General features: G+C 54.6%; 27 protein-coding genes. 21 read left to right on the top strand and 6 right to left on the bottom strand.

What is annotated here, in order from left to right:
* Window positions 1-188 precede the first annotated feature (188 nt).
* Both HNQ38_RS03665 and HNQ38_RS03660 read left to right on the top strand, forming a co-directional pair.
* Complete coding sequence (locus HNQ38_RS03665; protein WP_183718064.1) at window positions 189-1,646, top strand: SLC13 family permease; 1,458 nt, start codon at window positions 189-191, stop codon at window positions 1,644-1,646.
* A gap of 38 nt (window positions 1,647-1,684) precedes the next feature.
* Window positions 1,685-2,359: a P-II family nitrogen regulator gene (locus HNQ38_RS03660; protein ID WP_183718063.1), complete on the top strand. Its 675-nt coding sequence runs from the start codon at window positions 1,685-1,687 to the stop codon at window positions 2,357-2,359.
* Window positions 2,360-2,528: 169 nt separating this feature from the next.
* Here HNQ38_RS03660 and HNQ38_RS03655 read toward each other — a convergent pair whose 3' ends face one another.
* A complete protein-coding gene (locus tag HNQ38_RS03655; RefSeq protein ID WP_183718062.1) occupies window positions 2,529-3,800 on the bottom strand; it encodes a competence/damage-inducible protein A in 1,272 nt (423 codons plus the stop codon).
* 309 nt (window positions 3,801-4,109) lie between these two features.
* Here HNQ38_RS03655 and HNQ38_RS03650 point away from each other — a divergent pair, with 309 nt between their 5' ends.
* Entirely contained in the window at window positions 4,110-5,399 is a 1,290-nt protein-coding gene (locus HNQ38_RS03650) for an O-acetylhomoserine aminocarboxypropyltransferase/cysteine synthase family protein (RefSeq protein WP_183718061.1), read from the top strand.
* A 272-nt stretch (window positions 5,400-5,671) separates the two neighbouring features.
* Window positions 5,672-6,127, top strand: a complete 456-nt coding sequence (locus HNQ38_RS03645) for a hypothetical protein (protein ID WP_183718060.1) — start codon at window positions 5,672-5,674, stop codon at window positions 6,125-6,127.
* 77 nt (window positions 6,128-6,204) lie between these two features.
* On the opposite strand, the gene HNQ38_RS03640 is transcribed toward HNQ38_RS03645, so the two are convergent.
* Window positions 6,205-7,173, bottom strand: coding sequence for a glycosyltransferase (locus tag HNQ38_RS03640; protein ID WP_183718059.1), 969 nt, complete (start codon window positions 7,171-7,173; stop codon window positions 6,205-6,207).
* A 498-nt stretch (window positions 7,174-7,671) separates the two neighbouring features.
* Here HNQ38_RS03640 and HNQ38_RS03635 point away from each other — a divergent pair, with 498 nt between their 5' ends.
* From HNQ38_RS03635 to HNQ38_RS03575, 13 genes are all read left to right on the top strand, one after another.
* Complete coding sequence (locus tag HNQ38_RS03635) at window positions 7,672-8,442, top strand: DUF4198 domain-containing protein (RefSeq protein ID WP_183718058.1); 771 nt, start codon at window positions 7,672-7,674, stop codon at window positions 8,440-8,442.
* A gap of 171 nt (window positions 8,443-8,613) precedes the next feature.
* Window positions 8,614-9,246: a cobalt transporter CbiM gene (gene cbiM / locus HNQ38_RS03630; protein ID WP_183718057.1), complete on the top strand. Its 633-nt coding sequence runs from the start codon at window positions 8,614-8,616 to the stop codon at window positions 9,244-9,246.
* Window positions 9,247-9,269: 23 nt separating this feature from the next.
* The gene (locus HNQ38_RS03625) at window positions 9,270-10,127 is read left to right on the top strand and encodes a cobalamin biosynthesis protein CbiL (protein ID WP_246387976.1); all 858 of its coding nucleotides are present in this window, start codon (window positions 9,270-9,272) and stop codon (window positions 10,125-10,127) included.
* A gap of 8 nt (window positions 10,128-10,135) precedes the next feature.
* The gene (cbiQ, locus tag HNQ38_RS03620) at window positions 10,136-10,900 is read left to right on the top strand and encodes a cobalt ECF transporter T component CbiQ (protein WP_183718056.1); all 765 of its coding nucleotides are present in this window, start codon (window positions 10,136-10,138) and stop codon (window positions 10,898-10,900) included.
* On the top strand, window positions 10,890-11,633 hold the full coding sequence (locus HNQ38_RS03615; protein WP_183718055.1) for an energy-coupling factor ABC transporter ATP-binding protein: 744 nt from the start codon (window positions 10,890-10,892) through the stop codon (window positions 11,631-11,633). Before cbiQ ends, HNQ38_RS03615 begins: the two co-directional genes overlap by 11 nt.
* 474 nt (window positions 11,634-12,107) lie before the next feature.
* Window positions 12,108-13,472 (top strand): sensor domain-containing diguanylate cyclase, encoded by a 1,365-nt coding sequence (locus tag HNQ38_RS03610; RefSeq protein ID WP_183718054.1) that lies wholly within the window; start codon window positions 12,108-12,110, stop codon window positions 13,470-13,472.
* 55 nt (window positions 13,473-13,527) lie between these two features.
* Window positions 13,528-14,601 (top strand): RluA family pseudouridine synthase, encoded by a 1,074-nt coding sequence (locus HNQ38_RS03605; protein ID WP_183718053.1) that lies wholly within the window; start codon window positions 13,528-13,530, stop codon window positions 14,599-14,601.
* 80 nt (window positions 14,602-14,681) lie between these two features.
* A complete protein-coding gene (gene der, locus HNQ38_RS03600) occupies window positions 14,682-16,046 on the top strand; it encodes a ribosome biogenesis GTPase Der (RefSeq protein WP_183718052.1) in 1,365 nt (454 codons plus the stop codon).
* Between the two features lie 251 nt (window positions 16,047-16,297).
* On the top strand, window positions 16,298-17,428 hold the full coding sequence (locus HNQ38_RS03595) for a branched-chain amino acid ABC transporter substrate-binding protein (RefSeq protein ID WP_183718051.1): 1,131 nt from the start codon (window positions 16,298-16,300) through the stop codon (window positions 17,426-17,428).
* 119 nt (window positions 17,429-17,547) lie between these two features.
* Window positions 17,548-18,456: an ABC transporter permease subunit gene (locus HNQ38_RS03590; protein ID WP_183718050.1), complete on the top strand. Its 909-nt coding sequence runs from the start codon at window positions 17,548-17,550 to the stop codon at window positions 18,454-18,456.
* 2 nt (window positions 18,457-18,458) lie between these two features.
* Window positions 18,459-19,682, top strand: coding sequence for a high-affinity branched-chain amino acid ABC transporter permease LivM (gene livM, locus HNQ38_RS03585; protein WP_183718049.1), 1,224 nt, complete (start codon window positions 18,459-18,461; stop codon window positions 19,680-19,682).
* Window positions 19,679-20,464, top strand: coding sequence for an ABC transporter ATP-binding protein (locus tag HNQ38_RS03580; protein ID WP_183718048.1), 786 nt, complete (start codon window positions 19,679-19,681; stop codon window positions 20,462-20,464). The genes livM and HNQ38_RS03580 overlap by 4 nt, the downstream gene beginning before the upstream one ends.
* A complete protein-coding gene (locus HNQ38_RS03575) occupies window positions 20,457-21,161 on the top strand; it encodes an ABC transporter ATP-binding protein (protein ID WP_183718047.1) in 705 nt (234 codons plus the stop codon). Before HNQ38_RS03580 ends, HNQ38_RS03575 begins: the two co-directional genes overlap by 8 nt.
* A gap of 311 nt (window positions 21,162-21,472) precedes the next feature.
* Here the strand turns inward: HNQ38_RS03575 and HNQ38_RS03570 are convergent, their stop codons facing one another.
* From HNQ38_RS03570 to HNQ38_RS03560, 3 genes are all read right to left on the bottom strand, one after another.
* Window positions 21,473-22,222: an SDR family NAD(P)-dependent oxidoreductase gene (locus HNQ38_RS03570; protein ID WP_183718046.1), complete on the bottom strand. Its 750-nt coding sequence runs from the start codon at window positions 22,220-22,222 to the stop codon at window positions 21,473-21,475.
* 20 nt (window positions 22,223-22,242) lie between these two features.
* Window positions 22,243-22,671, bottom strand: a complete 429-nt coding sequence (locus tag HNQ38_RS03565; RefSeq protein ID WP_183718045.1) for a MarR family winged helix-turn-helix transcriptional regulator — start codon at window positions 22,669-22,671, stop codon at window positions 22,243-22,245.
* 121 nt (window positions 22,672-22,792) lie between these two features.
* The gene (locus HNQ38_RS03560; RefSeq protein ID WP_183718044.1) at window positions 22,793-23,851 is read right to left on the bottom strand and encodes a DUF1848 domain-containing protein; all 1,059 of its coding nucleotides are present in this window, start codon (window positions 23,849-23,851) and stop codon (window positions 22,793-22,795) included.
* Window positions 23,852-23,997: 146 nt separating this feature from the next.
* Between HNQ38_RS03560 and HNQ38_RS03555 the strand changes: the two genes are divergently transcribed.
* The 4 genes from HNQ38_RS03555 to HNQ38_RS03540 are packed head-to-tail and all read left to right on the top strand — an operon-like array spanning window position 23,998 to window position 26,087.
* Window positions 23,998-24,165, top strand: a complete 168-nt coding sequence (locus HNQ38_RS03555; RefSeq protein ID WP_183718043.1) for a hypothetical protein — start codon at window positions 23,998-24,000, stop codon at window positions 24,163-24,165.
* Window positions 24,165-24,572 (top strand): 6-carboxytetrahydropterin synthase QueD, encoded by a 408-nt coding sequence (queD, locus tag HNQ38_RS03550; protein ID WP_183718042.1) that lies wholly within the window; start codon window positions 24,165-24,167, stop codon window positions 24,570-24,572. Before HNQ38_RS03555 ends, queD begins: the two co-directional genes overlap by 1 nt.
* 29 nt (window positions 24,573-24,601) lie before the next feature.
* Window positions 24,602-25,441, top strand: coding sequence for a WcbI family polysaccharide biosynthesis putative acetyltransferase (locus HNQ38_RS03545; RefSeq protein WP_183718041.1), 840 nt, complete (start codon window positions 24,602-24,604; stop codon window positions 25,439-25,441).
* A gap of 22 nt (window positions 25,442-25,463) precedes the next feature.
* Window positions 25,464-26,087, top strand: coding sequence for a flavodoxin family protein (locus tag HNQ38_RS03540; protein ID WP_183718040.1), 624 nt, complete (start codon window positions 25,464-25,466; stop codon window positions 26,085-26,087).
* Between the two features lie 306 nt (window positions 26,088-26,393).
* Here HNQ38_RS03540 and HNQ38_RS03535 read toward each other — a convergent pair whose 3' ends face one another.
* A complete protein-coding gene (locus HNQ38_RS03535) occupies window positions 26,394-26,891 on the bottom strand; it encodes a hypothetical protein (RefSeq protein WP_183718039.1) in 498 nt (165 codons plus the stop codon).
* Window positions 26,892-26,899: the final 8 nt, after the last annotated feature.

Genomic DNA, 26,899 nt, shown 5'->3' with positions numbered 1-26,899 from the left:
CCACATAACCCCTGCCTTTCATTCTGCCGTCTCTATTTTTCTGACGCCCGGCAATATCCAGTATCGCGGTATAAAAACCCGCCGATAGCAATACCGGGAGTTGCGGCAAGGCTGCATTACCTGCTACACAACCTGTACATCTTGCGATTTTTCCCCATTTAATTCTGAAGTGGTTCAGGGAGAGGACTATGCAGCAAATTTTTTTCAATAGTTTTTTAGGTAAATCGCCGCTCTGGTATAAATATACCGTTTTGGCCTTTCTGGTGGCCAATCCCATTCTGAATATTATAGTCGGCCCCTTTATAACCGGCTGGTTGCTGCTGCTTCAGTTTATCTTCATTCTTTCTCTGGCGCTGAAATGCTATCCCATACCTGCGGGCGGGCTGCTGGCTTTGGAGGCCATCATCATCGGCATGACCTCGCCCGACGCCGTGTATAAAGAAGTTGCCACCAACCTGCCCACACTGCTTCTGCTCATCTTTATGGTGGCGGGCATCTATTATCTGAAAGATGTGGTTTTTGTTGTTTTTACCCGGCTTTTTATCGCAATTCGAAAAAAGCACTGGCTGTCATTGGCATTCTGCATTGTCAGCGCCACACTTTCCGCATTTCTGGACGCCCTGACCCTCATGGCCATCATCATAGCAGTCTGCTTTAACTTTTACGCAATTTTCCGCAAGGTTGCCGGGGCCTTTACGTCAACCAACGGCAAAGAAGCCCCGGAAGTTGAAGAATTTTGCGGTTTTTTGCGCAACATCATCATGCACGGGGCGCTGGGAACCGCCCTTGGCGGCACTATGACCATTGTGGGCGAACCGCAAAACCTCATGATCGGCACCATGATGGGCTGGTCCTTTGCAGAATTTTTCCTGCACAACGCCGTTATTGCAATGCCGGTAGCGCTTGTGGGCTTTACCCTCTGCCCTCTGCTTGAAATTTTCCGCTTTCCCGGTTTCGGATACCAATTGCCGGAGGCCATTCGAGAACTCATCGTTAAAGACGCTGAAAAAAAGGCGCGCCAGCTTTCAGACCAGACGCGCTTTCTCTACATCACCCAGTGCGTTGTGGGTGTGTTGCTGATTTTGGCTCTTGCCCTGCATGTGGCGGAAATCGGCCTGCTTGGGCTTACGCTTATCATTCTGCTTTCAGCCATGACGGGCAAAACCAAGGAACATGATTTTTCCGAGGCGTTCAACAACGCCATGCCCTTTGTCTGCCTTATCATTATTTTCTTCGGCATTCTTTCGGTGGTGCATGACCAGCATCTGGTAACACCGCTTGTGGAATGGGTTTTCCAGTTCCAGGGCAAGCCCCAGTTGCTGGCGCTTTATCTGGTTAACGGCACATTGTCCTTTGTGAGCGACAACGTATTCATCGCTTCAGTCTTTATTACCGAGATGGATAAGGCCCATGCGGCTGGCCTGTTCTCCAGCGAATGGTACGAAAAAATCGCTGTGGTGGTGAATATGGGCACCAATATTCCTGCTGTGGCAACTCCCAACGGGCAGGCTGCATTTCTCTTTCTGCTCACTTCTTCGCTGGCGCCGCTCATCAAGCTTTCGTACATGCGGATGGTCAAACTGGCCTTCCCCTATACCATTGTGATGACCGCCACCGGAGCCATTTGCATCTATTTTTTCTTGTAGCCGCCTGATTTCGCGCCAAATATGTGGAGAACCTACCAATGAATATACAGTTTTTGCCCGCCAAGCTGCTTGTGGTTTTTGCCGATTGCGGCTGCGGCATGGCCGTTGTTGATGCCTCCAAGGAAGGCGGAGCTCGCGGCGGCACAAGACTTCATGGCCGCTGCCTGGCCGAAGACGGGTGCAGCTGCGGCTCATGCCCGGATTGTGTTGATCAGGATATTATCCTCATTCTCACGCAGGATGAGACTGAAAACGTTATCACAGCCATTGTGGAAGGGACGTTGAAAAATCCCCGGTGCCGTGCAGGCGCAGCCATCGTACTGGACGTGCCGAAGACCCTGCTGCGCGCTAATCAGACCGCCAGCCACGAGCCTTTACTACATACTATTGAGGGAAAAGACATGAAATCCGGCTATACCATGATATGCAGCATCATCAATTACGGGCAGGCCGAAGAGCTCATGGCTGTAGCCCGGCAGGCCGGAGCGCGCGGCGGCACCATTTTGGGAGCCAGGGGCACCGGTACCGAGGAAGACGTGAAGTTCTTCGGCATCAGCCTGACGCCTGAAAAGGAATTTCTTGTCATTATAAGCGAAAACGCCGCAACCGACGGCATTTTAGAGGCATTGAGCAGCCAGCCTGTTTTCAGCGAACCGGGCGGCGGCATTGTCTTTACCACCAGCATTGAGCGTTATATTTCACTCAATGCCTGATCGCTGCTGAAACAGAAAAATATCAGAGGCCGGAGCGGCGACAGCCGCTCCGGCCTCTGGATTTAAGGCATATTAGCTTTGAAAAAATTTAAATGCTCTAGCACTGCGCAAGAATGTAATACACCGCAACGCCAAGAAAAAAAATGCCCCCAGTATACCCCGCAGCACGCTACCGGGCTTCAACCGCCCACTGTGCTTCCACGGGCAACCCGGCAAGATGCCTGCGCAGCATGTCCAGCGCATGGCTTGAGGCCAGCCGCCGCGTCCACTCCCGGCCAAGATAGCGTCCCTGTGGGCGGAGCTCACGCAACCACACATCTTGCCCATAGCTCAAGGCCACATACACAAGGCCCACGGGCTTGCTTTCCGTTCCGCCGCCGGGTCCGGCCACGCCGGTAATGCCAAGGCCATAGTCCGCCTCATAGCGTTCACGTACTCCCACGGCCATGCAACGGGCCACTTCAGGGCTTACAGCTCCGTGTTGCGCCAGCATTTCTTCAGGTACACCCAAAAGTTTGGTCTTGGCTTCATTGGCGTAGGTAATCAGCCCGTAGCCAAATACTTCTGAGGAACCGGGCTGGTCTGTAATACGCTTGGCCAGCAGACCTCCGGTGCACGATTCCGCCGTGGCCAGGCTCTGCCCGCTCTCCCGCAGCTTATCCACCACCACGGCCTCCAGGCCCGTCACATTGATACCATAGACCACGTCGCCCAGACGTGCGCGCACCTCGTCCACCACGGGCATCGCCAGAGCTTCCGCAGCTGCGGCGCTTTGCGCCTTGGCCGTCACACGCACGAACATTTCTGCATCACTGGCGTAAGGAGCAGCTGTGGGGTTACCGCCCTCAGTCAGATCGGCAATACGCAACGCCGCAGCGCCCTCGCCTATGCCAAAGGTACGCACCATAAAAGACGCTATGACCGAATCCGCCATCTTCTGCAAAAATGGCATTACGCTGTTTTCGAGCATGGGCAAAAGCTCGGAAGGCGGCCCCGGCAACAGAATAACCCATTGCCCGGTCCCCACGGGCACGGCGCAACCGGGGGCAGTGCCAGCGTCATTGGGAAAGGCTACGGAGCCGCGCGGCAAGCAGGCCTGCTTGAGCTGATTGGCAGATATGGGCCGCTCGCCAAAATATTCCCGCAAACGGCGCAGGCTGTCCGCATCTTCTTCAAGGGGGCATTCTGTAACACGGGCCACGGTTTCCTTGGTCATGTCATCATCCGTGGGTCCAAGCCCGCCGGTTGTGATGATTATTTGCGCGCGTCCAAGAGCTTCGCGCAATGCGGATTCAAGCCGCCCGCCATTGTCACCCACCGTGTGCACCTGTAAAAGGTCCATACCCAAAGACGAAAGCGCTCTGGCCACATGCGTGGCGTCAGTATTGATGGTGTGCCCCAGCAGAAGTTCCGTACCCACTGAAATGATTTCCGCCCTCATGCGGCCTCCTTGCATCCTCTTACGAATTCTCCGCCTCAAAAAGGCGGCAGGGCAAGAATATTAGCCCTTGGACGCCTGCCCTGCAACTGTACCCCCCTGCTCTGCACTGGGTAGGACTCCTACACGAACCTGCCAAAATTACGATTTTGACAAAGTGCATCTATGACTGTAGTGCCCGTAACGGGTATTGACAAAGGCAATTGCCTGCGACATGGTATTACATACCAAATCAATAAGAAAACAAACTACGGCACAGCAAGCCGTTTCAAAACTAAGAATAGCGCGGTTTGACGCGAGGGGGAAACCACAATGAATCACGAAAAAGGGCTGCGGTTTGAAACCCTGCAAGTGCACGCCGGGCAGGAAAAACCTGATTCAGCCAGCGGGGCAAGGGCAGTGCCCATTTACCAGACGACATCCTATGTCTTTGACGACTGCGCTCACGCAGAGGCCCGGTTCAACCTGACCGACCCCGGCAATATATACAGCCGTCTGACCAATCCCACGCAGGATGCCCTGGAACAGCGTGTGGCAGCGCTTGAAGGCGGCGTGGCGGCTCTTGCCACGGCCAGCGGCGCAGCCGCCGTAAGCTATGCCCTGCAAAACCTGGCCCGTGCCGGAGACCATATTGTTGCCGCCAAAACCCTGTACGGCGGCACCTATAACCTGCTTGCCCACACGCTCAAAAGCTGGGGGGTTGATACAACCTTTGTAGACCCCGCCCATATGGACTGCTTTGAAGAAGCCATAAAGCCGGAAACCCGCGCCATATTTGTGGAGAGCATGGGCAACCCCCACAGCAATATTGTGGATATGGAAGCCCTTGCAGCCCTTGCCCACAAACACGGTATTCCCCTGGTGGTAGACAATACCTTTGCCACACCCTGGCTTATGCGCCCCATTGAATACGGCGCAGACATCGTGGTGCATTCTGCCACAAAATTTATGGGCGGGCACGGTGCGGCTTTGGGCGGCGTTATTGTTGACAGTGGCCGCTTTGACTGGGCCGCGTCTGAAAGATTTTCCTACATGAGTGAGCCGGATCCGAGTTATCACGGATTGAGCTTCACCAAGGCCGTCGGGGCGGCGGCCTATATTGTGCGGGCACGGGCCATATTGCTGCGCGATCTTGGCGCGGCAATAGCCCCCCTGCACGCTTTTCTGATCCTTCAGGGGCTTGAAACCCTGTCCCTGCGCGTGGAACGCCATGTGCAAAATGCCCTGGCTGTTGTGCAACACCTGCACGCCCACCCCAGGGTCGAGGCAGTCAACCACCCAAGCCTGCCCAACAGCCCCAGCCACGCGCTGTACAAGCGTTACTTCCCCAACGGGGGCGGCAGCATCTTCACCGTTGAAATCAAGGGCGGCGCGGCTGAGGCCAGAGCCTTCATTGACAAACTGCGCGTCTTCTCCCTGCTGGCCAATGTGGCTGACGCCAAATCACTTGTGATCCACCCTGCGTCCACAACCCATTCGCAAATGACGGAAGAAGAGCTGGCGCTTACGGGTATTTGGCCCAACACTGTACGCCTGTCTATCGGCATTGAGCATATCGACGACATACTGGCTGACCTGGATCAGGCATTGGCCTCCCTGTAGCAATAGAACAAAGCCTCCTCACAAGGGCCCTCATGACAAGCGCATGGGGGCTTTTTTCGCGTTGTCTTGAGCGGATGCACGCTTACGATTGGCTATCGGCTTTGCCTAAAATACGTGCATGTTGCCCGGGCCGCGCCGAAATCCATTGTCTTTTTTATGGTCATTGCATAAAGTTGACAAAGTTGGCGTCATGCCCGCACAGAGCAAAATGTTTTGCCTATAAATGCGGCGCACCATAGCGTATACTGCGCACCCCTCTGAGGAGAACTTTCATGTTGAAAAAGCTTGTGGCCTTCGTGTTTGTTATGCTTCTGGCCATGCCAGCTCTTGCGGAAGAGCTGAACACCAAATATTTCACTGTCAATGTGCCCGAAGGCTGGAAGGTCATCATGCCTCCCACTGAAAATCAGGGCACCACCAGCGCCATCTTCGCCAATTCCGCCGGGGATGCCTCCGTTACTTTTGTAATCGGCCCCAACAGCGGTGCTGACACCAAAACCATCGCGGATATGTTCGCCAAACAGTTCAAGGCGGCCAAACCCCCGGTAGAAAAAAACGGTCAATACACATTCACCTTTGCGCAGCAGGACATCACCAGTCAGGCCTATGTGGCCTCACAGGGTGACGTGTTCATGATCACCGTCATGGCTGGGGATCGCAAATCGGCTTCTGCTTTTGTGAAAAAGCATGTTAAAAGCGCAGATTTTCCTGCCTTGCTGCCCAAATAAGAAAAATCAACCTTTTTGATAAAAAGCGGCCATCCCTCAAGGAATGGCCGCTTTTGTGTTCTGAAAATGCAGCAATATTACCCGTGGCCGCAGTCTTGCCATATTTTTTTAAGGTACACGACGAATTTTTCATCATATGTACCGTCTTTTCCATATCTTGCTCTTCTTCTATCCAGCAACTGCTTACTACGTGCGAGGGCCTTTCGTACTGGCGTATAGGACGGATCTTCCTCAACCGTGACTTCATGATCTTCATTTACATCCAACACCCGGTAACGCCTGGGCACTTTCCAGAATCGAATGCACATTTGAAACAAAAAACTGTTTACGTTGAAAAGTCCCATGCCACCTTTTTGGGGCGCAAAAAGTTCGGTATACTCCTGCCGTTTATCCAGGCCGATTTTCTCATAACCCGTGGCGCTGTTAAAGCCAAGATCAGTAAAATAGGATGCGGAATGGTAGTAGTACTGAGGCAAGTCAGCGCAGTTCATACGCACACCGTAGTCGCCGTCTTCCGCGCCATAAAGCCCGTAATCTTCATTCCAGACGCCAAGAACATCCGACACGGTCTTGGGAACCAGCATGCACTGACCTTGCAGGTTACTGAAGCAAATACCCAGCCGTCCGTCAGGCGTCTCTATTCCCCCGGGGTTCATGTGCATCTGTTCAACAGTGTGGCTGGGGCCAAGAGTAGAAAGCGGTTTACCGTGTTGCCACAAGGAGAAGAGCCTTTCCAGCCAATCTGGCCCCTTTACGCATACATCATTGTCCAGCTTCAGGTAATAGGGGGCGTCCACGGCATCCCAGCCTATATTACAAGCGCATGATATGCCCATATTTTCTGGCAGAAGAAAGAGATTGTCGATAATTCCGTCAGATTTGAACTGCCGCAGGCGTTCTCGCAGTTCCGGTGAGCTGCCATTGTCTACAACAGTCACCGTATACGGAATAGCAGAGCTGGTTTTACGCAGAGCAAGAATGGTCTTTTGTGTAAACAGAGGCCTGTGAAATACGGGAATAGTTATATTCACCAGAGGAGAAGACACGTTTGCTCCCTTATTTTTGTGACCACCCGTGTGGTGCTCTGCCGGACCAGCTACAGCCTGCAAGGTAATGGCACCGTTACTTTGCCGTATGCGCTATTGCTGAATACTGACGCGCACCTCGCAATTCTGCTTGGATATGTGGCCGAAAGACATGAGATACGAAACAGACATTCATTACAAAAACAAGGGACTCCATTTCGGCAGTGCATACAGTCTTCGCTTTATGCCTGCAATATTACCATTTTCCATAAACAAGAAGAGGCATGACAATAAAAATATCACAAATATCCATATCCACCTTGCATAAAAAGAGCAATCAGCCACGTGTGTGCCACACCAAAAGGGCAAATGTCAGGAGCACAGGGAAGGCACCCCGCTGCCGAGCCCGTACATACAATCTTCTTGCTACTTTTTATTTTTTTGTGTTACTAAAGATGAAGCGTCACGATGCCGCCAAACTTTATCCAAGGCCGAAAAATTCAACGGAAGGATGCAATTATGTGGAAATTCTGCTGCGTGTGTATGGCCCTTGCACTGCTTTGGGGAACCCAGGCCCAGGCCCATTTTGGCATGGTCATTCCTTCCACTCCCACCATCACGGATAAAAAAGAATCCCCCTTGAAGCTTGATATTGCCTTTGCGCATCCAATGGAACTGCAAGGCATGCCCATGGTGGAACCCAAGGCTTTTACCGTGACTCATGACGGCGCAGCCGAAGATCTCAAAAGCCTTCTCAAGCCCGCAACCATTCTGGGCAACAAAGCCTGGACAGCATCCTACACCATCAAGAAACCCGGTGTGTATCAGTTTGCCGTGGAACCGCAGCCTTATTTTGAACCTGCCGAAGACTGCTACATCATCCACTACACCAAGACAGTGGTTGCGGCCTTTGGCGAAGAAGAAGGCTGGGGCCAGCCCTTGGGCCTCAAGACAGAAATCGTTCCGCTCACCCGTCCCTTTGCCAATTATTCGGGCAACGTTTTTCAAGGTCAGGTCTTGCTGGACGGCAAGCCCGTGCCCGGTGCAGAGGTAGAAATAGAAAGCTACAACAAAGGCAAGGGACACACCGCGCCCAACGAATTTTATGTCACACAGGTCGTCAAGGCCGACCAGAACGGCGTGTTTACTTATGGTGTGCCGTGGGCTGGCTGGTGGGGCTTCGCTGCCCTGAATACAGCCGAGGAAAAGATGGATCATCAGGGTGAGGCCAAATCCGTTGAACTGGGCGCCGTAATTTGGGTCAACTTTGCCGCGCCCCGCGTAAAATAAACTGCTTTCAGTTCCGTCAGGCGCTTGCAGCTCTGGTATCCACAGGATATGATAGAAAATGTGAGCAAAGTCTGCCCCAAGGCCCCATGCCGCAGTTCACGGCATGGGGCCAGATTGCAAAAAGTTCAGACGGCATGTTCCGCATGTGTCCGCCCGGTATAAGGATAACCTATGCATATCGCTGAAGGCGTTCTGTCCCCTCCCATTCTGGCCGCCGGGTACGCACTGACAGCCATTGGCACGGCCATCGGCCTGCGCAAGCTGGACTACGACCAACTCATGACCGTGGCCATTCTTGCGGCAACCTTTTTTGTGGGATCCCTTATTCATGTGCCCATAGGCCCCTCAAGCGCGCACCTTATTCTCAACGGTCTTCTGGGCGTTCTGCTTGGATGGGCTGTCTTTCCTGCCATTTTATCGGCGCTGGCCCTGCAGGCTTTACTTTTCCAGTACGGAGGAATCGTAGTTCTGGGGGTTAACACCTTTACCATGGGCTTTTCCGGCCTTGTGGCCTGGTATGTTTTCCGCCTTCTTGTCCGGCTTTGGCCCGGTATGAAAGGACTGAGAGCTGCGGCCTTTTGCGGAGGAGCCATAGGGGTATTAGGCGCGGGTTTGCTCACGGCGCTGGCTTTGGCGTTTAGTGACGAAGGTTTTCTTACAGCCGCGCGGCTCATTTTTCTCGCGCACCTGCCCGTGATGCTGGTTGAAGGGCTTATAACCATGTTCACTGTGGGTTTCATTGCCAGGGTTCGCCCGGAAATGTTGCACCCTTCCTGCCCGCAATGCCCGCAACATTCGGCCTGAGCGCCACCAGAACAGGAGCGTTTATGTTCTACTGTCGTCACGCCTCCGCTCACGCTGCCAGCACAAGCTGTCACACTGACATGCCCTGCGGTTTCGGGGCGCGGCCGTGCCTTGGCGCTTTGGCTCCACTTTCCACGTCACTTGTGATCCTTGTGCTCACTACGGCCTTGCTGCTTCTTTTTCAGGTTCCGGCAATGGCCCACAGGGTCAATATCTTTGCCTGGACCGAAGGGCCGCAGGTTATTGTCAAATGTGGTTTCAGCGGCGGCAACAGCGTCAAAAACGGCGACATCACAGTATATGACGCTGCAACCGAAAAAGTACTGCTTCAGGGCCGCACCAATGCCGAAGGCCTTTTTCGTTTTGACATTCCGCCCGCAGGAAAAGAGCACGGCCTGCGTATACGCATCAATGCGGGCGAAGGACATCAAAACGAATGGCAGATGGATGCAGCCGAGTTGGCGCAGGCTCCTGCCACCACAACAGCCAGCGCGGCTGCCGGAGTAACAGGCGAGGCAACAGGCGGGCCAACGCCAGCCCTGCCACAGAATGCCGGAGACGTACATTCCCCAAAAACGGAAAACGCAAAGAGCAGTCAGCCAGCATTGCTGCTGAAAAACTCGGGCGCGCCAGCAACCGACCCCCAAATTTCTGGCTCCGGCCCTGCCAGCGCGGAAGAAGTACGCAGCATTGTTGATGCCGCCCTTAACGCGCAGACAGAAAAATTCAACGCTCTGCTCGACGCCCGCCTGTCCCCCCTGCGGCGCCAGCTGGCAGAAATGCGCACAGAAGGCCCGGGCGTGCGCGAAATTGTAGGCGGTATGGGCTGGTTTGTTGGATTGGCCGGGCTTGCCCTTTACTTCCGCTCACGGCGGCGTTAACAGTCGGCATGCTTGACCAACCCTTTGTTCGCCCTTCGGTCATACAGAACATTGACCCGCGCGCGCGCATGGCAGTTGCGGGGCTGACCGCCCTCTGCCTTTCGCTGTTGCAGAACGTGGCCGCGAGCCTCGCTGGCCTGGGTCTGGGCCTGTGCCTGCTGGCCCTGGCGCGCCCGCCCCTGCGCCCTCTGCTGCACCGCCTGGCCATAGTAAACATCTTTGCGCTCTTTCTGTGGTGTGTTACCCCGCTGACCATGCCGGGTCAGGAAGTGGCCCGCTGGGGCATTGTGAGTCTGAGCGCCGAAGGCCTACATCTGGCCTTGCTGGTTACCATCAAATCCAACGCCATTGTCTGCGTTTTTCTGGCCCTGATTGCCACAATGAACACGCCAACGGCAGGGCATGCCCTGGAATGCCTGCATTGCCCCCGCAAACTGGTTTTCCTTTTTCTGTTTACAGCCAGGCATGTGTACGACATTGCCCAGCAATGGGAGAGTTTGAGCGTGGCCGCACGTCTGCGCGGCTTTCGCCCGCGCACAAACGTGCACACCTACCGTACGGTGGCGTCCCTCCTGGGGCTTTTGCTGGTGCGCAGTTACGAACGCTCGCAGAGAGTGCGCGAGGCAATGCTGCTGCGCGGATTTTCAGGGCAGTTCCGCACGGTAGCGGTATTCAAGGCACGGCCTGCGGATGCCCTTTTTGTTCTACTGATGCTTCTTTGCCTTGCGGGGCTTATTGCTATGGAACACCGGGATAAAATTTATGGCCTGTAGTATGGAACCGAAGCACATCTTCCGCCTTGAGAACATCCATTTTCACTACGAGCGGGACGGCAACATTCGCCCCGTGCTCCAGGGCGTTGACCTGAGCCTTATGCCCGGTCAGCACATTGGCTTCTACGGCCCCAATGGCAGCGGAAAAACAACGCTTTTTCGTTGTATTACGGGCCTGATAAAACCCCAGCAGGGCTGCGTGCGCTTTCATGGCCAGAAAATGTACACCGATAAGGATTTTCACAGCCTGCGTTGCGCTGTGGGTTTTGTGCTGCAACATGCCGGGGACCAGTTGTTCTTCCCTTCTGTACTGGAAGATGTGGCCTTTGGCCCTCTCAATTTGGGTCTTTCCCCTGAAGAAGCACGGCAACGCGCCCTGGAGACATTGCAGGAACTGGGTCTGGATGGCTTTGAAAACAGGCTTACCCACAGGCTTTCCGGCGGCGAAAAAAAACTGGTTTCTCTGGCGGCAGTACTGGCCATGCGGCCCGAAGCCCTGCTGCTCGATGAGCCCACCAACGGACTAGACAACGAAGCCCGGCAGCGCATCATTGATATTTTGCAAAAGCTTCCAACAGCCCGCATAACCATATCGCACGATTGGGATTTTCTTGCCCAGGTATCCTCAACGTACCTGACCTTGTCGCAGGGCCGCCTTGACGGTTGCGCGCCCAGTTTCAACCATGTCCACGCACATGCACATCCTCTGGGCGACGAACCCCACGCCCATTGACCTGACATCAAGATTTCTGCACTGACATACGGTTAAGAGAACTCCATAAAAAAACACCTCTCCCAACGAGGTGTTTTTTCTATAACTGCTGGCAGGACTATACCCCAACACCGACCGCTCTCAGTTTATCAATAAATTAACTCTAATACGCATATCAGCGTTGCTAAAATATTCTATTAACACGATGCCGTAATAGAATACTAATTTCCATCTCAATCTGAGCGGCAGATGCGGCAATGGCATAATCATTCCATACCTGGGACACCCTAACTAATCTAATAAGTTAAAAAAAATCACCTCAACACCAATGTTGGTAACTAGTACTAGATTTTTACCTTTATACAGGGTATTTTTTAACCGTATTTACCCAATAATGTAATTTGCACATATTCCAAAAAGTATTCTTCGCCTGCCATTTGCCATATCTTTTCAACATATTAATTTTTTTGACCAAAAATCAAAAAAAGGCCTTTTATGCCCAAACAGTCGAGTCTTTTCGCCCAATTCATACAAATTGAAACCCGCGATCCTGTGTGGGAATGGCATATCCCGTCAGACAGACTTTTTTTGAGCTCTGGAGCTGTCACCCAGCTGCGGCTTCAAGACAATATCCCCCACAGCATGAAAGAATTTTTGACCCACTGCCCCCTGGAGGGATTGTCCTCATATCTCGAATCAGTAGAAAAAGTTCTCAATGGCTCACAAGGCCCGCACCTGGAGCTTATTTACCCGTTAGACAATCTTATGGTGCGTGCGCAAATGCTGGTTTTACAGCGCGATATTTTTGGCCGTGGTTCTATTTTGGTGGGTAGCCTGACCGTCATTGACAAACAAACATTCGGCCCCGTCGTTGTACCTGTTATGGACGCCCCCCCGCAGACTCAAACTGCAGATTCTTTTACTGATGCCAGCCGCCTGCTACTGGCCCTCAACGCTGCAAGTGACGGACTATGGGATTGGGACACCAGCACCAATGCCATCTATTTCAGCCCGCGTTACTTTTCAATGTTGGGATATGATAATGACGCGTTTCCTCATGTGGCAGAATCCTGGATCAGCAAAGTTCACCCTGATGATTTTGAAAATATCATTTCCGAGCAGATGAAAATCATCCAAACCGCCGCATATGGCGACAACTTCGAATGTACCTACCGGATGCTTCGTGGCGACGGCGCATGGGCCTGGATTCTAAGCCGGGGCTATGTCACCCATCGGGACGCCAGTGGGAAGGCCACCCGCCTTGTGGGACTGCATACAGATGTGAGCGCCAGTCAGGGCGACCGCGCAAGGCTTGAAGACCTGGTGCGTAATGATGCCCTTACCGGCCTGCGCAGTCGCGCCTACTACGGAATGACAGTAGAGAGGCTGGAGCAGCAAAAAGTGCGCCCAGTCAGCATCATCTTCTGCGATATGGACGGTCTCAAGCTGGTTAACGACCATCTGGGGCATCCCGAAGGCAGCAAAATGCTCTGCCAGGCAGCGCTTATTTTGCGCCACAGCCTTTGCGCCGTTGACTGTATCGCCCGCATGGGCGGTGACGAATTCGTCGCCATATTGCCGGAATGCCTGCCAGAGCAACTTACGGTTGCCATTGAACGTATTAATAAAGCCTTTGAGGAGTATAATACCGACCCGGATAATATTCCGATACGCATGTCCATCGGCAGCGCCTGCGCCGAAGATATGGAAACGTCGTTGGCTGATCTTCTGGTTACCGCTGACCGGGACATGCTGCGGGTGAAACACCTAGGACGCGCGTCCTGGCGCGCTCACATCAAAAACTGGATAGAAATGCACACAGATAAAACCGTACAGCTTGAAGACGCCCGCTATATGTAACCCCATGCAAAGCATGCCCCTTGACGCGGGCTGTGCTTTGCGACAAAGTGTGTCCATGTCGGACGATAACCCTCCCCCTACTCTGGCCGTGGACTCTCCCGCAACTGAATGCCCCGTTGTGCAGGAGACCGAGAGCGGCCAAAAGTTACTACAGTTTTTGCAGCGCCGTCTTAATCTCCCTCAAGCCATGTTGCACCGCTGGGTGCGCACTGGTCAGGTGAGGATAAACGGTGGCCGATGCAAACCTTTTTCTCGCGTACAGGCTGGCGATACTGTTCGCCTGCCCCCCTTTGCCATAAGGATGTCCGCGCAGTGCGACTCGGCGCTGCCTGAACCCGTACGCGAAGCACGCAGTGATAAAGACCCTGCAAGCGCGCCGCCTCTGCCTCCTCTTGTGGGCACCAGCGGCTACCTGTGGGCCTTTGACAAGCCCGCAGGGCTGCCTACCCATCCCGGTACCGGGCACGAAGACAGCCTGACAACACGGCTGGCACAGCATTTTTCAGAAGCAAGCTTTATGCCCACCCCTGTACACAGGCTGGACAGGGAAACTTCTGGCATTCTGCTTGTGGCCGCCTCTTACGCAGCCCTGGATGAAGCCCAGCGTGCCCTGCGCGGGCAGCACATGGTCAAGGAGTACGTGGCCTGGATTACAGGCCGCTGGCCCCATGAAGAAACCTGCCTTGTGCGGCATTTTTTGCGTAAGGACAGCGTGCGCGGCTTCGAAAAAATGTGCGCTGTAAGCGCAGACGCCCCCGAAGGCAAAGAAGCGCTTTGTCTGGTACGGCCCATACAGGTTGAAGACGGAGCAAGCCTCGTGCAGATTCGTCTTCTTACAGGCCGCACGCATCAGATACGCGCCCAGCTTTCAAATCTGGGGTACCCAGTGCTTGGCGACGCCAAATACGGCACTGGCCGACCAGGAACTGCGCTGTATCTGCACGCGCTGCGGATGGTTCTGCCCGAAAGCCAGGCGTTTACCAGCTTGCCTGCCTGGACAGGCCAACGTGCCCTGCGCTCCCTGCCTGAACCCATTGACTGTGGCGCCACACTGGCCTCACCGTCGGCCCCCCAGTGCGGGGTCTTCCCATTGGGCGACGATGGTGCTACAATTTCTCTTTTACATTAGAGTCCGCACTGGCGGGCCACACAAATGCGCCCCGCGCACTGCACGCGGCCTCATCTTCAGGCCGCCACAAGGTTATCGTCATGGCTGAAAATCTGCCACGCATCATTCTTGTGGGCCGCCCCAATGTGGGCAAGTCCACTTTGTTCAATCGTCTCATCCGCAGCAATCGCGCTATCACCCACGACAGGCCCGGCATCACCCGCGACCGTATGGACGGTGTGGTACGGCGCAAGGACATGCCCGTCTTCGGCATTGTGGACACAGGCGGCATCACGCTTGACGCTCACGCCATGGTGGTTGAAGGCCCGGAGGGCATTCGCGGTTTTGAGCAGGATATTCTGAACCAAACCGAGGCAGCGCTGAAAGACGCGACCGCCGTGGCCTTTGTTGTGGATGGCCGCGATGGCCTGCTGCCGCTGGACGAACATCTGGCCGCGCATGTCAGGCGTAAGGGCTTGCCCACGCTTTGCGTCGTCAACAAGGTAGACGGCGCGGAGCACGAAGACGAGCGCATGGCGGAGTTTCACGCCCTGGGCTTTCCCCTGCTGGCCGTCTCTGCCGAGCATGGCCACAACATGAATGCCCTTGTTGAAGACCTCACCGCCCTGCTGCCCGAAGAAAGCTCCGAAGAGCCTCCGGCCCCGCCAACGCTGCGCCTGGCCATGCTGGGACGCCCCAACGCGGGCAAGTCTTCTCTTATCAACGCGCTGTCGGGCGAAGACCGCATGATTGTTTCCGACGTGGCTGGCACCACCCGTGACAGCGTGGACGTACGCTTCACCAAGAATGGCAAAGACTATACCTTTGTCGATACGGCGGGTGTTCGTCGGCGCACAAAAATTACGGATAACGTTGAAAAGTATTCGGTCAACTCGGCCATCAAGTCGACCACCAAGGCAGACGTTACCCTTCTGACTCTGGATGCCGCCGAAGGCGTTAGCCAACAGGACAAGCGCCTGATGGACATGCTCAACACGCGTAAGACCCCCTTTATGATCCTTATCAACAAATGCGACCTTGCCCCGCGCAACGCATTGGATCAGCTGAGAAAAAATATCAACGAACTGCTGTCTTTCTGCCAGCATGTGCCTGTTCTGCTGGTTTCTGCCCTGTCGGGCAAGGATCTGCACAAGATTTTGCCTCTGGCACAAAAAATTCATGAAGAATGCAGCGTCCGTATCTCCACGGGCAAGCTCAACCGCGCGATGGAAGAAGTGCTTACCCGCCACCAGCCCCCTGTGGTCAAAAGGTCACGGGCCAAGTTCTTCTACCTTACCCAGGCTGAATCCCAACCGCCGACCTTTGTCTTTTTCGTGAGCGATTCCGAGCGCGTGCCTGAAAGCTATGTTCGCTACCTTGAACGGGCTCTGCGAAAAATATTTGAAATCAGCCACGCCCCCATGCGGTTACACCTGCGTTCAAGCCACAAGAAAAAAACTAAATAGCGCCGTTTTTGACAGCCAGTTCCTGACCAGGTGTTGCTGTCACGCCGCATATGTTTGCAGAAGTTCGAATGTGAAAAAAACGCATTCGAACTTCTGTTTTACATGGGCCGCAACCATGCCCATCACCCAGTTGAGACTTGACAAACGCCGGAACCTCGCATTGACAGAAGGTCTGCAATAAGGCAATAAAAAAGCCTTCATCTAATCTGACGTGCAAAGTCTGCGCGCACAATTTCTCGTAGGAGGGGCAGATGAAAAAAGGTATGACATGGCTTGCCGCAATGGCTGTTTGCGTGACTTTGGCCGCGCCTGCTCAGGCTGCTGATCCCATCAAGATCGGCGTTCAGGGTGCCCAGTCCGGCGATCTGGCCTCTTACGGCGTGCCCAGCTTGAACGCTGTGAAGATCGTTGTGGACGAAGCCAATGCCAAGGGCGGGCTGCTTGGCCGCACCATTGAAGTGGTGGCTCAGGACGACCAGTGCAAGCCTGAAATGGCAACCAACGCTGCAACCAAACTTATTTCCGATAAAGTTGACGCCGTTGTTGGCCCCATCTGCTCTGGCCCCACCAAGGCTTCGCTGCCAATGTTTCAGGAAGCCGCCCTTATTGCAGTATCCCCCACTGCGACCACGCCTGGTCTGACGGAAGACGGCAAGAACCCGCTCTTCTTCCGCACAGTGGCCAACGACAATGCCCAGGCCTCGTTGACCAGCGACTTCATGCTCAACAACCTCAAGGTCAAAAAAGTCGCCTACCTGCACGATAACGGTGACTACGGCAAGGGTTTTGCCGATAAGAACCGCGAAATAATGGAAAAAGGCGGCACGGAAACCGTGCTTTTTGAAGCCGTTACTCCTGATGCCGTGGACTTTTCCGCTGTGGTGCGCAAACTGCGCCGCGCCAAGCCCGACATCATTGTTTTCGGCGGTTACCAGCCCGTGGCCTCCAAGCTGTTGCAGCAGATGCGCCGCGACAACCTGAAGACCCCGCTCATCGGCCCCGACGGCGTGAAGGACGAAACCTTCCTCAAGATGACTGGCAAGGACAGCGAAGGCACATACGCCTCCTACCCCAAGGACACCAGCACCCTGCCCGAATACAAAAAGGCGCGTGAAGCCCACATCAAGGCTTTCGGCAGCGAACCTGGCTTCGGCTACTACAACGCCTATGCAGCGGCCCAGTGCCTGCTGGCCGCAATGGAAAAGGCCGGCAGCACCGATACCGCCAAGATCAAGGACGTTCTGCGCGAAAACCAGGTGGACACCCCGCTGGGCAAGCTCAGCTTCAACGCCAAGGGTGATGCCGCTGGCATGGGCCTTTCCATTTACCAGGTCAAAGACGGCAAGTTTGTGGAACTCGACCACAGCATCGTCCTTGAATAGATGATCAAGGGGGGCGCGGCCAAGGCCGCGCCCCCGTTTTCGCACGCATTTTCGGCCCCGGCCGACGGCACAACGGAACTTATGCCAGTGAACAACTGATTTCTGGCACGCGGGACGGCATGGATATCCAATTTTTTATAGAACTTTTCTTTGGTGGGCTCACCAGAGGCAGTATCTACGCGCTCATTGCCCTGGGGTATACCCTGGTTTATGGCATTATTGAGCTCATCAACTTTGCGCATGGCGAAATTTACATGCTCGGTGCCTTCACGGCCCTGTTGGTAGCCGGAGTGCTGGGCGTGTACGGCTTCCCCGCCGGGGGCATTCTGATAGTTGCAGCCCTGGCGGCCATCGTCTGGTGTGCGGCATACGGCTACACGCTCGAAAAGGTGGCTTACAAGCCCTTGCGCGGCGCCCCCCGCCTTTCGCCCCTTATTTCCGCCATCGGCATGTCCATTTTCTTGCAGAACTATGTGCTGCTGGCTCAGACGGCGGACTTTGTGCCCTTTCCGAACCTGCTTCCGGAAATGGAATTTCTTGACCATATCGGCAACGTTATGGGTCCCAGCGATTTTCTCATTCTGATGGTCAGCACCCTGGCCATGTTGGCCCTTTCGCTCTTCATCCGCTACACCAGAATGGGCAAAGCCATGCGCGCTACGGCGCAGAACCGCAAAATGGCTCTGCTGCTGGGCATCAACGCCGACCGCATTATTTCGCTGACATTTATCATTGGCTCATCCCTGGCGGCTTTGGGCGGCGTGCTCATTGCCTCCCATATGGGGCAGGTCAACTTTGGCATAGGCTTTCTGGCGGGTCTCAAAGCCTTTACGGCGGCAGTGCTTGGCGGCATCGGCTCCATCCCCGGAGCCATGCTTGGCGGCCTTGTGCTGGGACTGGCCGAAAGCTTCACGACTGGATACTTTTCGGGCAACTATGAGGACATGCTGGCCTTTGCCATACTGATCCTCATCCTTATCTTCCGGCCCGACGGCATTCTGGGCAAAGCCAAAGTGCAGAAGGTGTAGCCATGCAAAGAGTTATCAAGGCCGCTATTGCGGCACTCTGGTTCATGCTGCTCACGCTGCCCGTTCTTGGCATCAAGCTGAACACCATTGAACGCACAGTCTCTTGGCGTCTGGACCGTATCGTACTTTTGGGCATAGCCATTTTCGGGCTTGCCATGCTTTGGGACTGGTGCTTCTCACGCAAGGCAAGAGGTCTTGCCATCATCAAACTTCCTGATGGTTTTGGACTTGGCCCCGCCATGGCCGCCCTGTCGCAAAAGCCCAAGCTCATGATGACCAGCCTGGCGGTTCTTGCGGCAATCATGATTGCCATGCCTCTGGTGAGTTCATTTTACCAGACCAACATCATGATCTCGGCCTTGCTCTATGTGATGCTGGCTCTGGGTCTGAACATCGTGGTTGGCCTTGCCGGGCAGCTCGTGCTTGGCTATGTGGCTTTTTATGCCGTGGGTGCTTACGCTTATGGCCTTCTGCACCAGTTTTTCGGCTTTGGCTTCTGGGTATGCCTGCCCATTGGCGGCTTTGTAGCCGTTATTTTTGGCCTGGCTCTGGGCTTCCCGGTGCTGCGCCTGCGCGGCGACTATCTTGCCATTGTCACACTTGGTTTTGGTGAAATAGTGCGTCTGGCCCTGCAAAACTGGACCAGCCTCACAGGCGGGCCGCGCGGCGTGAGTAATATTCCCCGCCCCGGCTTTTTTGGCATGCAGATGGACATCAGCACCAGCACTACCTATGTGTACTACCTTGTACTGGTGGCGGTGGTGGTTACTATCGTGGTTATCAGCAGGCTCAAAAACTCACGAGTGGGCCTGGCGCTGCAAGCCCTGCGCGAAGATGAAATAGCCTGTGAAGCTATGGGCATCGACATCATGCGCGTCAAACTTTCGGCCTTTGCCCTCGGCTCCTGCTGGGCTGGTTTTGCCGGAGTTATTTTTGCGGCCAAGACCACCTACATCAATCCGTCAAGCTTCACCTTTATGGAATCAGCCATGATTTTATCTATGGTGGTGCTTGGTGGCATGGGCTCCATTACGGGCGTGGCCATAGCTGCTCTCATTCTTATTCTCGCACCGGAATATTTACGGGCCTTTTCAGAGTATCGCATGCTTATTTTCGGAGCCATCATGGTCATCATGATGATTTTCCGGCCTCAGGGTCTTATCAGCGGTGAACGCCGCCGGTACCGCATCAGCGCCCTCCACGGCACTGAAGGAGGCCGCCAATGAAACCCGTACTTGAAGTGCAGGATCTGTCGCAGGATTTCGGTGGTCTGCGGGCGCTCAACGAATTGTCGCTCACAGTCAACAGCGGCGAAATTGTAGCTCTTATCGGCCCCAACGGCGCTGGTAAAACCACGTTTTTCAACTGTGTGACTGGCATCTACACCCCTACCGAGGGCAAGATGTTTCTTCACAACAGCCAGGGCGAACCCCAGTTGCTCAACGGCAAAAAGCCGCACGTCATCACGGCTATGGGCATGGCCCGTACCTTTCAGAATATTCGCCTTTTCAGCGATATGACGGTGCTTGAAAACGTCATGATTGGCCGCCACTGCCGCACACGCACGGGCATTATGGGCGCCATCATGCGCGACGGCCGCAGCCGCCGTGAGGAACAGGAGAGCATCGACGCAAGTTACGCCCTGCTGGAACTTGTACGCTTGCAAGACTTCTGGAATGAAGCCGCGCGCAACCTTCCGTACGGCGCGCAGCGCCGGCTGGAAATTGCCCGCGCTCTGGCCACGGAGCCGCGCATGCTGCTGCTGGACGAACCCGCCGCAGGCATGAACCCGCAGGAAACCAACGAGCTCAAGGATCTGGTCTGCTCTATCCGTGACAATCAGCAGCTTTCGATTCTGCTGATTGAACACGATATGGGCATGGTTATGTCTCTTTCAGACCGTATTTACGTTATGGAGTACGGTTCGTGCATCGCCACCGGCAAACCCGAAGAAATACGCGCCAACCCGCGCGTCATCAAGGCATACCTGGGAGAAAGCGATGCTTGAGCTGCGTAACGTTGATACCTTTTACGGCAATATTCAGGCCCTGCGGGATATTTCTCTCAAGGTGGATGAAGGTGACATCGTAACCCTTATCGGGGCCAACGGTGCGGGCAAGTCCACCACTCTCATGACCGTGTGCGGCATAAACCGTCCACGTCAGGGTGAAATATTCTGGTACGGCAAGCCCATACATACGCTGCCCCCGCACGAAATCGTGGCTCTCGGCATTTCTCAGGTGCCGGAAGGCCGCTTGATCTTTCCTGATTTGAGCGTGCGCGAAAATCTGGATCTCGGAGCTTTTTTGCGGCAGGACAAGGACGGGGTCAAGGACGATCTGGACTATGTGTTCACCCTGTTTCCCATTCTTGCAGAGCGCCGCAAGCAGGCTGGCGGCACGCTTTCTGGCGGTGAGCAGCAAATGCTGGCCATCAGCCGCGCCCTTATGGGACGCCCCAAGCTGCTGCTTCTTGACGAGCCCTCGCTGGGTCTTGCGCCCATTATAATTCAGCAGATTTTTTCCATTATCCAGAAGGTCAACGCCAACGGCACCACGGTCTTTCTGGTGGAACAGAACGCCAACCAGGCTTTGCGCATTGCCACCCGTGGTTATGTGATGGAAAATGGCCGCATTGTCATGAGCGACAGCGCCGCCAACTTGCTGAAAAGTGAAGAAGTGCGCACCGCCTATCTGGGCATGTAACTCGGCTGACTAAGTCTGCCCTTTTGGGCGCAAATATATTTGGCGTGGCGTTCTCTGCTGGAGAACGCCACGCCTGTTTTTTCATGCCCCGCCGTACAGGGGCTGTTTCTAGATTAATAATTTTGCGCCAAGGGCAAGGAAAAAGGCTTTTTTACGAGAGGAGTGCACTTTTGCGGTACATGACGGGAGTAAAAAATGGTCTTTTGACGTAGCCAGTTGGACAAAAGAATTATTTAAAAATAGCCCCTAGAGCAGAGTAACTTTGAAAGAATTTACCTGATACAGCATGGCAACTCCCTGCCAACACAGCGCTATCTTGCAGTATACCCGCCATCCACAGGATAAAATCCGCCAGTGATAAAAGAGGCTTCATCGGACAAAAGAAAGGCTGCCGTCCTGCCAACTTCAGACGGTTCGGCCATGCGTCCCATGGGGTGCGTTGCCGCCATTTGCTGACGCACATCATCCGGCAGTTCCTTCATGCGTGGTGTGTCTACATATCCCGGCGCGATGGCGTTAATGCGCACCCCGGCCGTCGCATACTCCAAGGCAGCTGACCGGGTCAGGCCGAGCACCGCGTGCTTTGCTGCGGTATACGGCGCAATGCCGGGTATGCCTACGGCTCCGTTCACGGCAGACAGGTTGAGCACTGCGCCGCCTCCAGACGCCAGTATGGCGGGTATGGCGTACTTCATACCATAAAAGACGCCGCTCACGTCCGTCTGCATGACATCCTGCCAGTCGTCGACGCTGTAATCGCAGATGGATACGCCGTGCGGCCCGGTAATACCCGCATTGTTGACCATGTAATGGAGCGCGCCGAAGCGCTTCATTACGGAATCCACAAGATTTTTCACTGAAAGGTGGTCTCTGACATCAACTTCCATCGCCACAGCCCGCGCACCTGAAGGATCAATACGCCGGGCGGTGTCTGCAGCGCCAGAAAGCCCGCGTGCCGTAATGACGACCGTAAGGCCATGCTCGAACAAAGCCTGCGCGATTGCTTCACCAACGCCAGTGGAGGCCCCGGTAACGATAACTATACTGCCAGTAAATTTCATCAGCGTGTTCCTCTTTTATTTCACTCTTTGCAGCACGAATTTTCCGAACCAGTAATCTTGCGGCAAAGATCGGAAAACATTTTGATTTCCTCTGGCGACAAAGCGTCTTCTATGCGCACAAGAATTTCACTTCTGAATTTTTCGGCCCGCTCAAGAAAGCCCCTTCCCTCATCTGTGATAGATATGTGGTACGAACGCCTGTCATGCTCGCTTCTTTTCTGTTCAATGTATTTTTTATCAAGCAAGCGCTTGGTCAGCTTTGAGGCCCCTGACTGCGATATGCCCCGAAGAGCTGCCAGTTCTTTGGTGGTTTTGCTTTCACAGGATGCCAGAGCGTCCAGCACCTGATACTGCGCCGTGGATACGCCGCCAACACTAAACCTGTTGAGCGCGCTGATTACCAAGCATTGAAAGGGAATATAGGATTCTTCGAGGTATTCGCCGTGCATTGCTTCTCCGTATTTTGGCATGCCAGAGCAATTGTATGACTGACGAAATATATGACTATGTCATATATCAGTCAACACGCTTCCCCATCTGCAGTTCGCAACCATTGGGGATGCCCTGGCCTTATTTTCCGGTAACGTTGCCGGGCATGGCCGCTATGGATTCCCCGTCCACGTTGTGTGCATGAAAATTCTTGCGCGCCACCACTTCTGAGGTGTTGGCATAGCAGTAGATGCAGCCGTGCGGGCAGGTGTTGTACTGGCCTACGTCTTTGCAGGGCACACACAGGCAGACCGCCCGCTGGCCGGAATCACGGGAATACTCTGCTTCCAATGAAGAGCCCAAAACGCTGCGCACGCCCGGCAGCCCCATTTGTTCAGCAGCGGCAAGGCCGAAAAGATCCAGTATATCGGGGTGACGGGAAGTCAGGCGAAGTATGAGTTCAGGGTCAGTGCAACGGTTGTGGGCCACACCCTGAGCAGACAGATCTATCTTTTCGCCGCAAGTGAAGGCCCGCATGCCATTCCGAGCGCAAATGGCCGCTATGGCTGCCGCCATATAGCGCATTTCGGCAGGCGTAAAATCTCTCCAGATTACACCCTTGCGCCGCAAATTACCCGCCACCTTGCGGTAAGGAGCAATGTCGGCAAAGCTGAAAACAAGTTTTGTCGTGCAGCCCGCAAGGGATGCAGCCAGCCGCTCCAGCCGATCCAGCAAATCTTCACAGGTGAGCATACGGCTGCCGGAGTTGGCGGCCAGCATAAGAGGATCGAACCGCCACACCACACGTTCCGGCCCCAACAAACCCGCCAGCTGGCGGAACGTTTCTACCCGCTGTGAAATTGGCGGTAGTCCCGGCTCCCAGCCTTCAGCCTCATAATCGTTAAGCGTAAACTGCACATAGTAGGCAAACCCGCGCGCCTCCAGCTCTGTCTGGTACTGGATAAGAGATCCGGGATTCTTGCTCCAGAAGACAACGGCGCGGGCGCGAGTCAGCGACACATACTGCGGCTTGCCGCTGAAAGGGTTGACCCAGCAGGCATACCCGGCCTGTAACCTTTTTATGAACCAGGGCATGTAAAAAGCCGGAACATCTGTGGCGCGGCTCACCGCCAACAGCGAGGGAGCCACGGCCCGCACTGTGCCGGACTCGGTATTTATGGTAACAAGAGGCCATTTCATGAGGCCAGTGTGGCAAGGGCGAGGGCGGGCGTCAATACGCTCCTGAGGGGCCGACGCCCCGTAAGCTTGTTTTGACAAATCTCACGCAGTTGCTATTCTGGCAAAAGAAAAGCCCGTGGGCAAAACCCTAAAAATGCTGGTATTACATGTCTTTTTTCTCCTGGTTACAGCGCATTTTCACTCCCCCATCCACGGGCGACCCTGATCTGGATGTCGAAACACCCAACTTTCAGTGGAACCAGAACGCACGCATTGTGCTGGCCATTATTGTTGTCATTTTATCGGCCTTCGTGGTCTACAGGATATTGTCCTGATGTCAAAAAAACTCTGGCGTCTTACGGTACGAGATGATTTTTCCGCAGGGCACGCGCTGCGACACTACGAAGGCAAGTGCGAGCGCATGCACGGCCATAATTTTGCCGTGGAGCTTACCGTAGAAGGCGAAAAACTTGCTGCTGGCACCGAAATGCTGCTGGACTTCAAGGTACTGAAAAAAGGCCTCAAAGCAGTGCTGGACGCCCTTGACCACCGCCTGCTCAACGAAACGCCGCCCTTTGACCGCATAAATCCTTCATCGGAAAATCTGGCGCGCCATATCTGGCAGGGCATGGAAGCGTTGCTGGCAGCCCACGACGACCCGCAGGCACAGCTTGTACGCCTGTACAGCGTTACTGTTTCCGAGAAGGGCGCGCAAAGCGCCACCTATCTGGAAACAAATTAGGCCAGCCTTACCCGCCACGGAAAATTCCCATGCCACAGGCTCTCTGTCTTCTGCACGCCAATTGCCAGGGCGAAGCATTGCGGCCCTTGCTGGAGAACACCCCGGCCTTTGCGCGGCGCTTTGCCGTCCGCCATTACGTCAATTACACGCGGGAAAATATTGACGACGGCAATTTGAACCAATGCGCGCTCTTTCTTTATCAGCGCCTTGCTCCAAAATGGGGCGACATTTCCACCGATCAGATTCTGCCCCGCCTGCCAAAGAGCTGTCAGCCTATTGAAATTCCAAATCTTTTTTTTAAAGGATATTGGCCGTTCTGGACCAACAAGACGGACATCAACTTTGGCGACAGCTTGCTTGAAAGCCTGCTTGCGCGTGGTCTGACCCCGGAAGAAGCGCTGCATGTATACTTGCGCGCCACACCAGCCATTATGGGCGATGTGGCCGCCGTGGCAGAAGAAAGCCTGCGGCGTGAAGAAGAAAAGCAGGTCGAAAGCCCTATTGTTTGTGCGCCGTTATTGCGTGAACTGTGGCAGCAAGAGCAGCTTTTCATCACCGTTAACCACCCGGGCCGTACCTTGCTGTTTCATGTGGCCGACAGCCTGCTGCGCCTGCTCGGTTTGGGCGGCCTGCCGCAAGAAACCCGGCGTGCCTATGTGCACCCGCTTGAAGACTTCTGGCTGCCCATACACCCCAAAGCCGGAGCAGTTTTGCGCCTGCCCTTTGCCTCCGCCACACGGCGCTACCCGGCGTACCAGACCAGTCTGACCCATGCGCAATATACTGGCTGTTATCTGGCATGCAGAGGCCACAATACAACGGATCTGATAACTTTTTTAAAAAATCTGCCGCCCGAGCATGATGCCTGAACGGCTAAAAAAGGAGTTCTTTATGAAGGTGCTTCTTATCAACGGCAGCCCGCATCCCAAGGGCTGTACTTTCACGGCGCTGTCAACCGTTGCAACGCAACTGGAAAAGAACGGCGTCGAAAGCCAGATGATCCAGATCGGATCCAAAGTCATACGCGGCTGTATTGCCTGTGGAAAATGCAAAGATACGGGCTACTGTATCTTCAAAGATGACCCGGTCAATGACGTGATTGACCTGCTGCGCGCCGCTGATGGCGTGGTTGTTGGCTCCCCCGTGTACTATGCAGGCCCCAACGCTACGCTCTGCGCGCTGCTGGACCGTGTGTTCTTCATGAAATCCGCGCCTTATGCCTTCAAGCCCGCAGCAGCCGTTGTAAGCTGCCGTCGTGGTGGGGCCAGCGCGTCTTTCGACAGGCTGAACAAGTACTTCACCATTGCCCGCATGCCCGTGGTTTCTTCGCAGTACTGGAACTCCGTGCACGGCAACAATGCCGAAGAAGTGGTGCAGGACAAGGAAGGCATGCAGATCATGCGTACCCTTGGCGACAATATGGCGTGGCTTGTCAAATGCATTGCCGCTGGCAAGACCGCCGGAATCAATCCGCCCACCCCTGAATCCTGGGATGCTACCAACTTTATCCGTTAGGCACTCTGCAACTAGAACAGATTAACTTTGAAATGCATTACATTTCAAAGTTGTCATTCTGCCGAAAATGCGATTTTCGGCAGAATCCACGCCGCGTTGCGGCGCGCTGCACGCTTGTGCAGCGTTAGAGCATTTAGACTTTTTCAAAGTTAAAGTGCTCTAGCGGTTTTTGCTATTTGCTGTAAACAGATCAACTGTTGACTGTTCCAAGGGTTTCTCTGAAAACAGAATACAAAACGCCCGAAGACCTTTGCGTCTTCGGGCGTTTTCAATGAACGGCCATCTGCCGTTCATCCGTAACTTGCTCTAGGGCAATTGCGGCTTCAAGGGCATAAGCGCCTTGTAAGGACCGCGAATATTGTACACGAAGTTGGCCATTTTCAGATCGCCGCTGACCAGCATCATGAGCAGCACATTTGAAGCCTTGTCTTCCCGCACGATTCCGTAGCCTTTGACGCCCTGCTGCTCAAAAGTGAATTCCCACTGGCCCTGGCGCTGTACCGGGGTGCTTCCACCCAGACGCTGCGCATTGGCCTTGACCGCGGCTTCGGCTTCTCCTGCCTTGGCAGGGCCGACGATTATAAGAATCGAGGCTTTATGGTCCTTTTGGCCAAGCAGAACCTGAATAGCATCCTTCACCTTGCCTGGGCCGTTAACCACCACCCAGTCGGCAGGCAATTCGAGGCTGTAGTATTTGGTTGTCACAGGCACAGCCTGGGCGCTGCTGGCCAAGGACGACAGCCCCAAGAGAGCCAGAAGGCAAAACAGCGCCCATGTAGTTTTAAAACGGCAAAAAAAGGGCATGGCATTCT

It is taken from the genome of Desulfovibrio intestinalis (assembly GCF_014202345.1).
Lineage (GTDB): Bacteria > Desulfobacterota > Desulfovibrionia > Desulfovibrionales > Desulfovibrionaceae > Desulfovibrio > Desulfovibrio intestinalis.
This window is presented reverse-complemented; position numbering and strand designations above follow the sequence as displayed.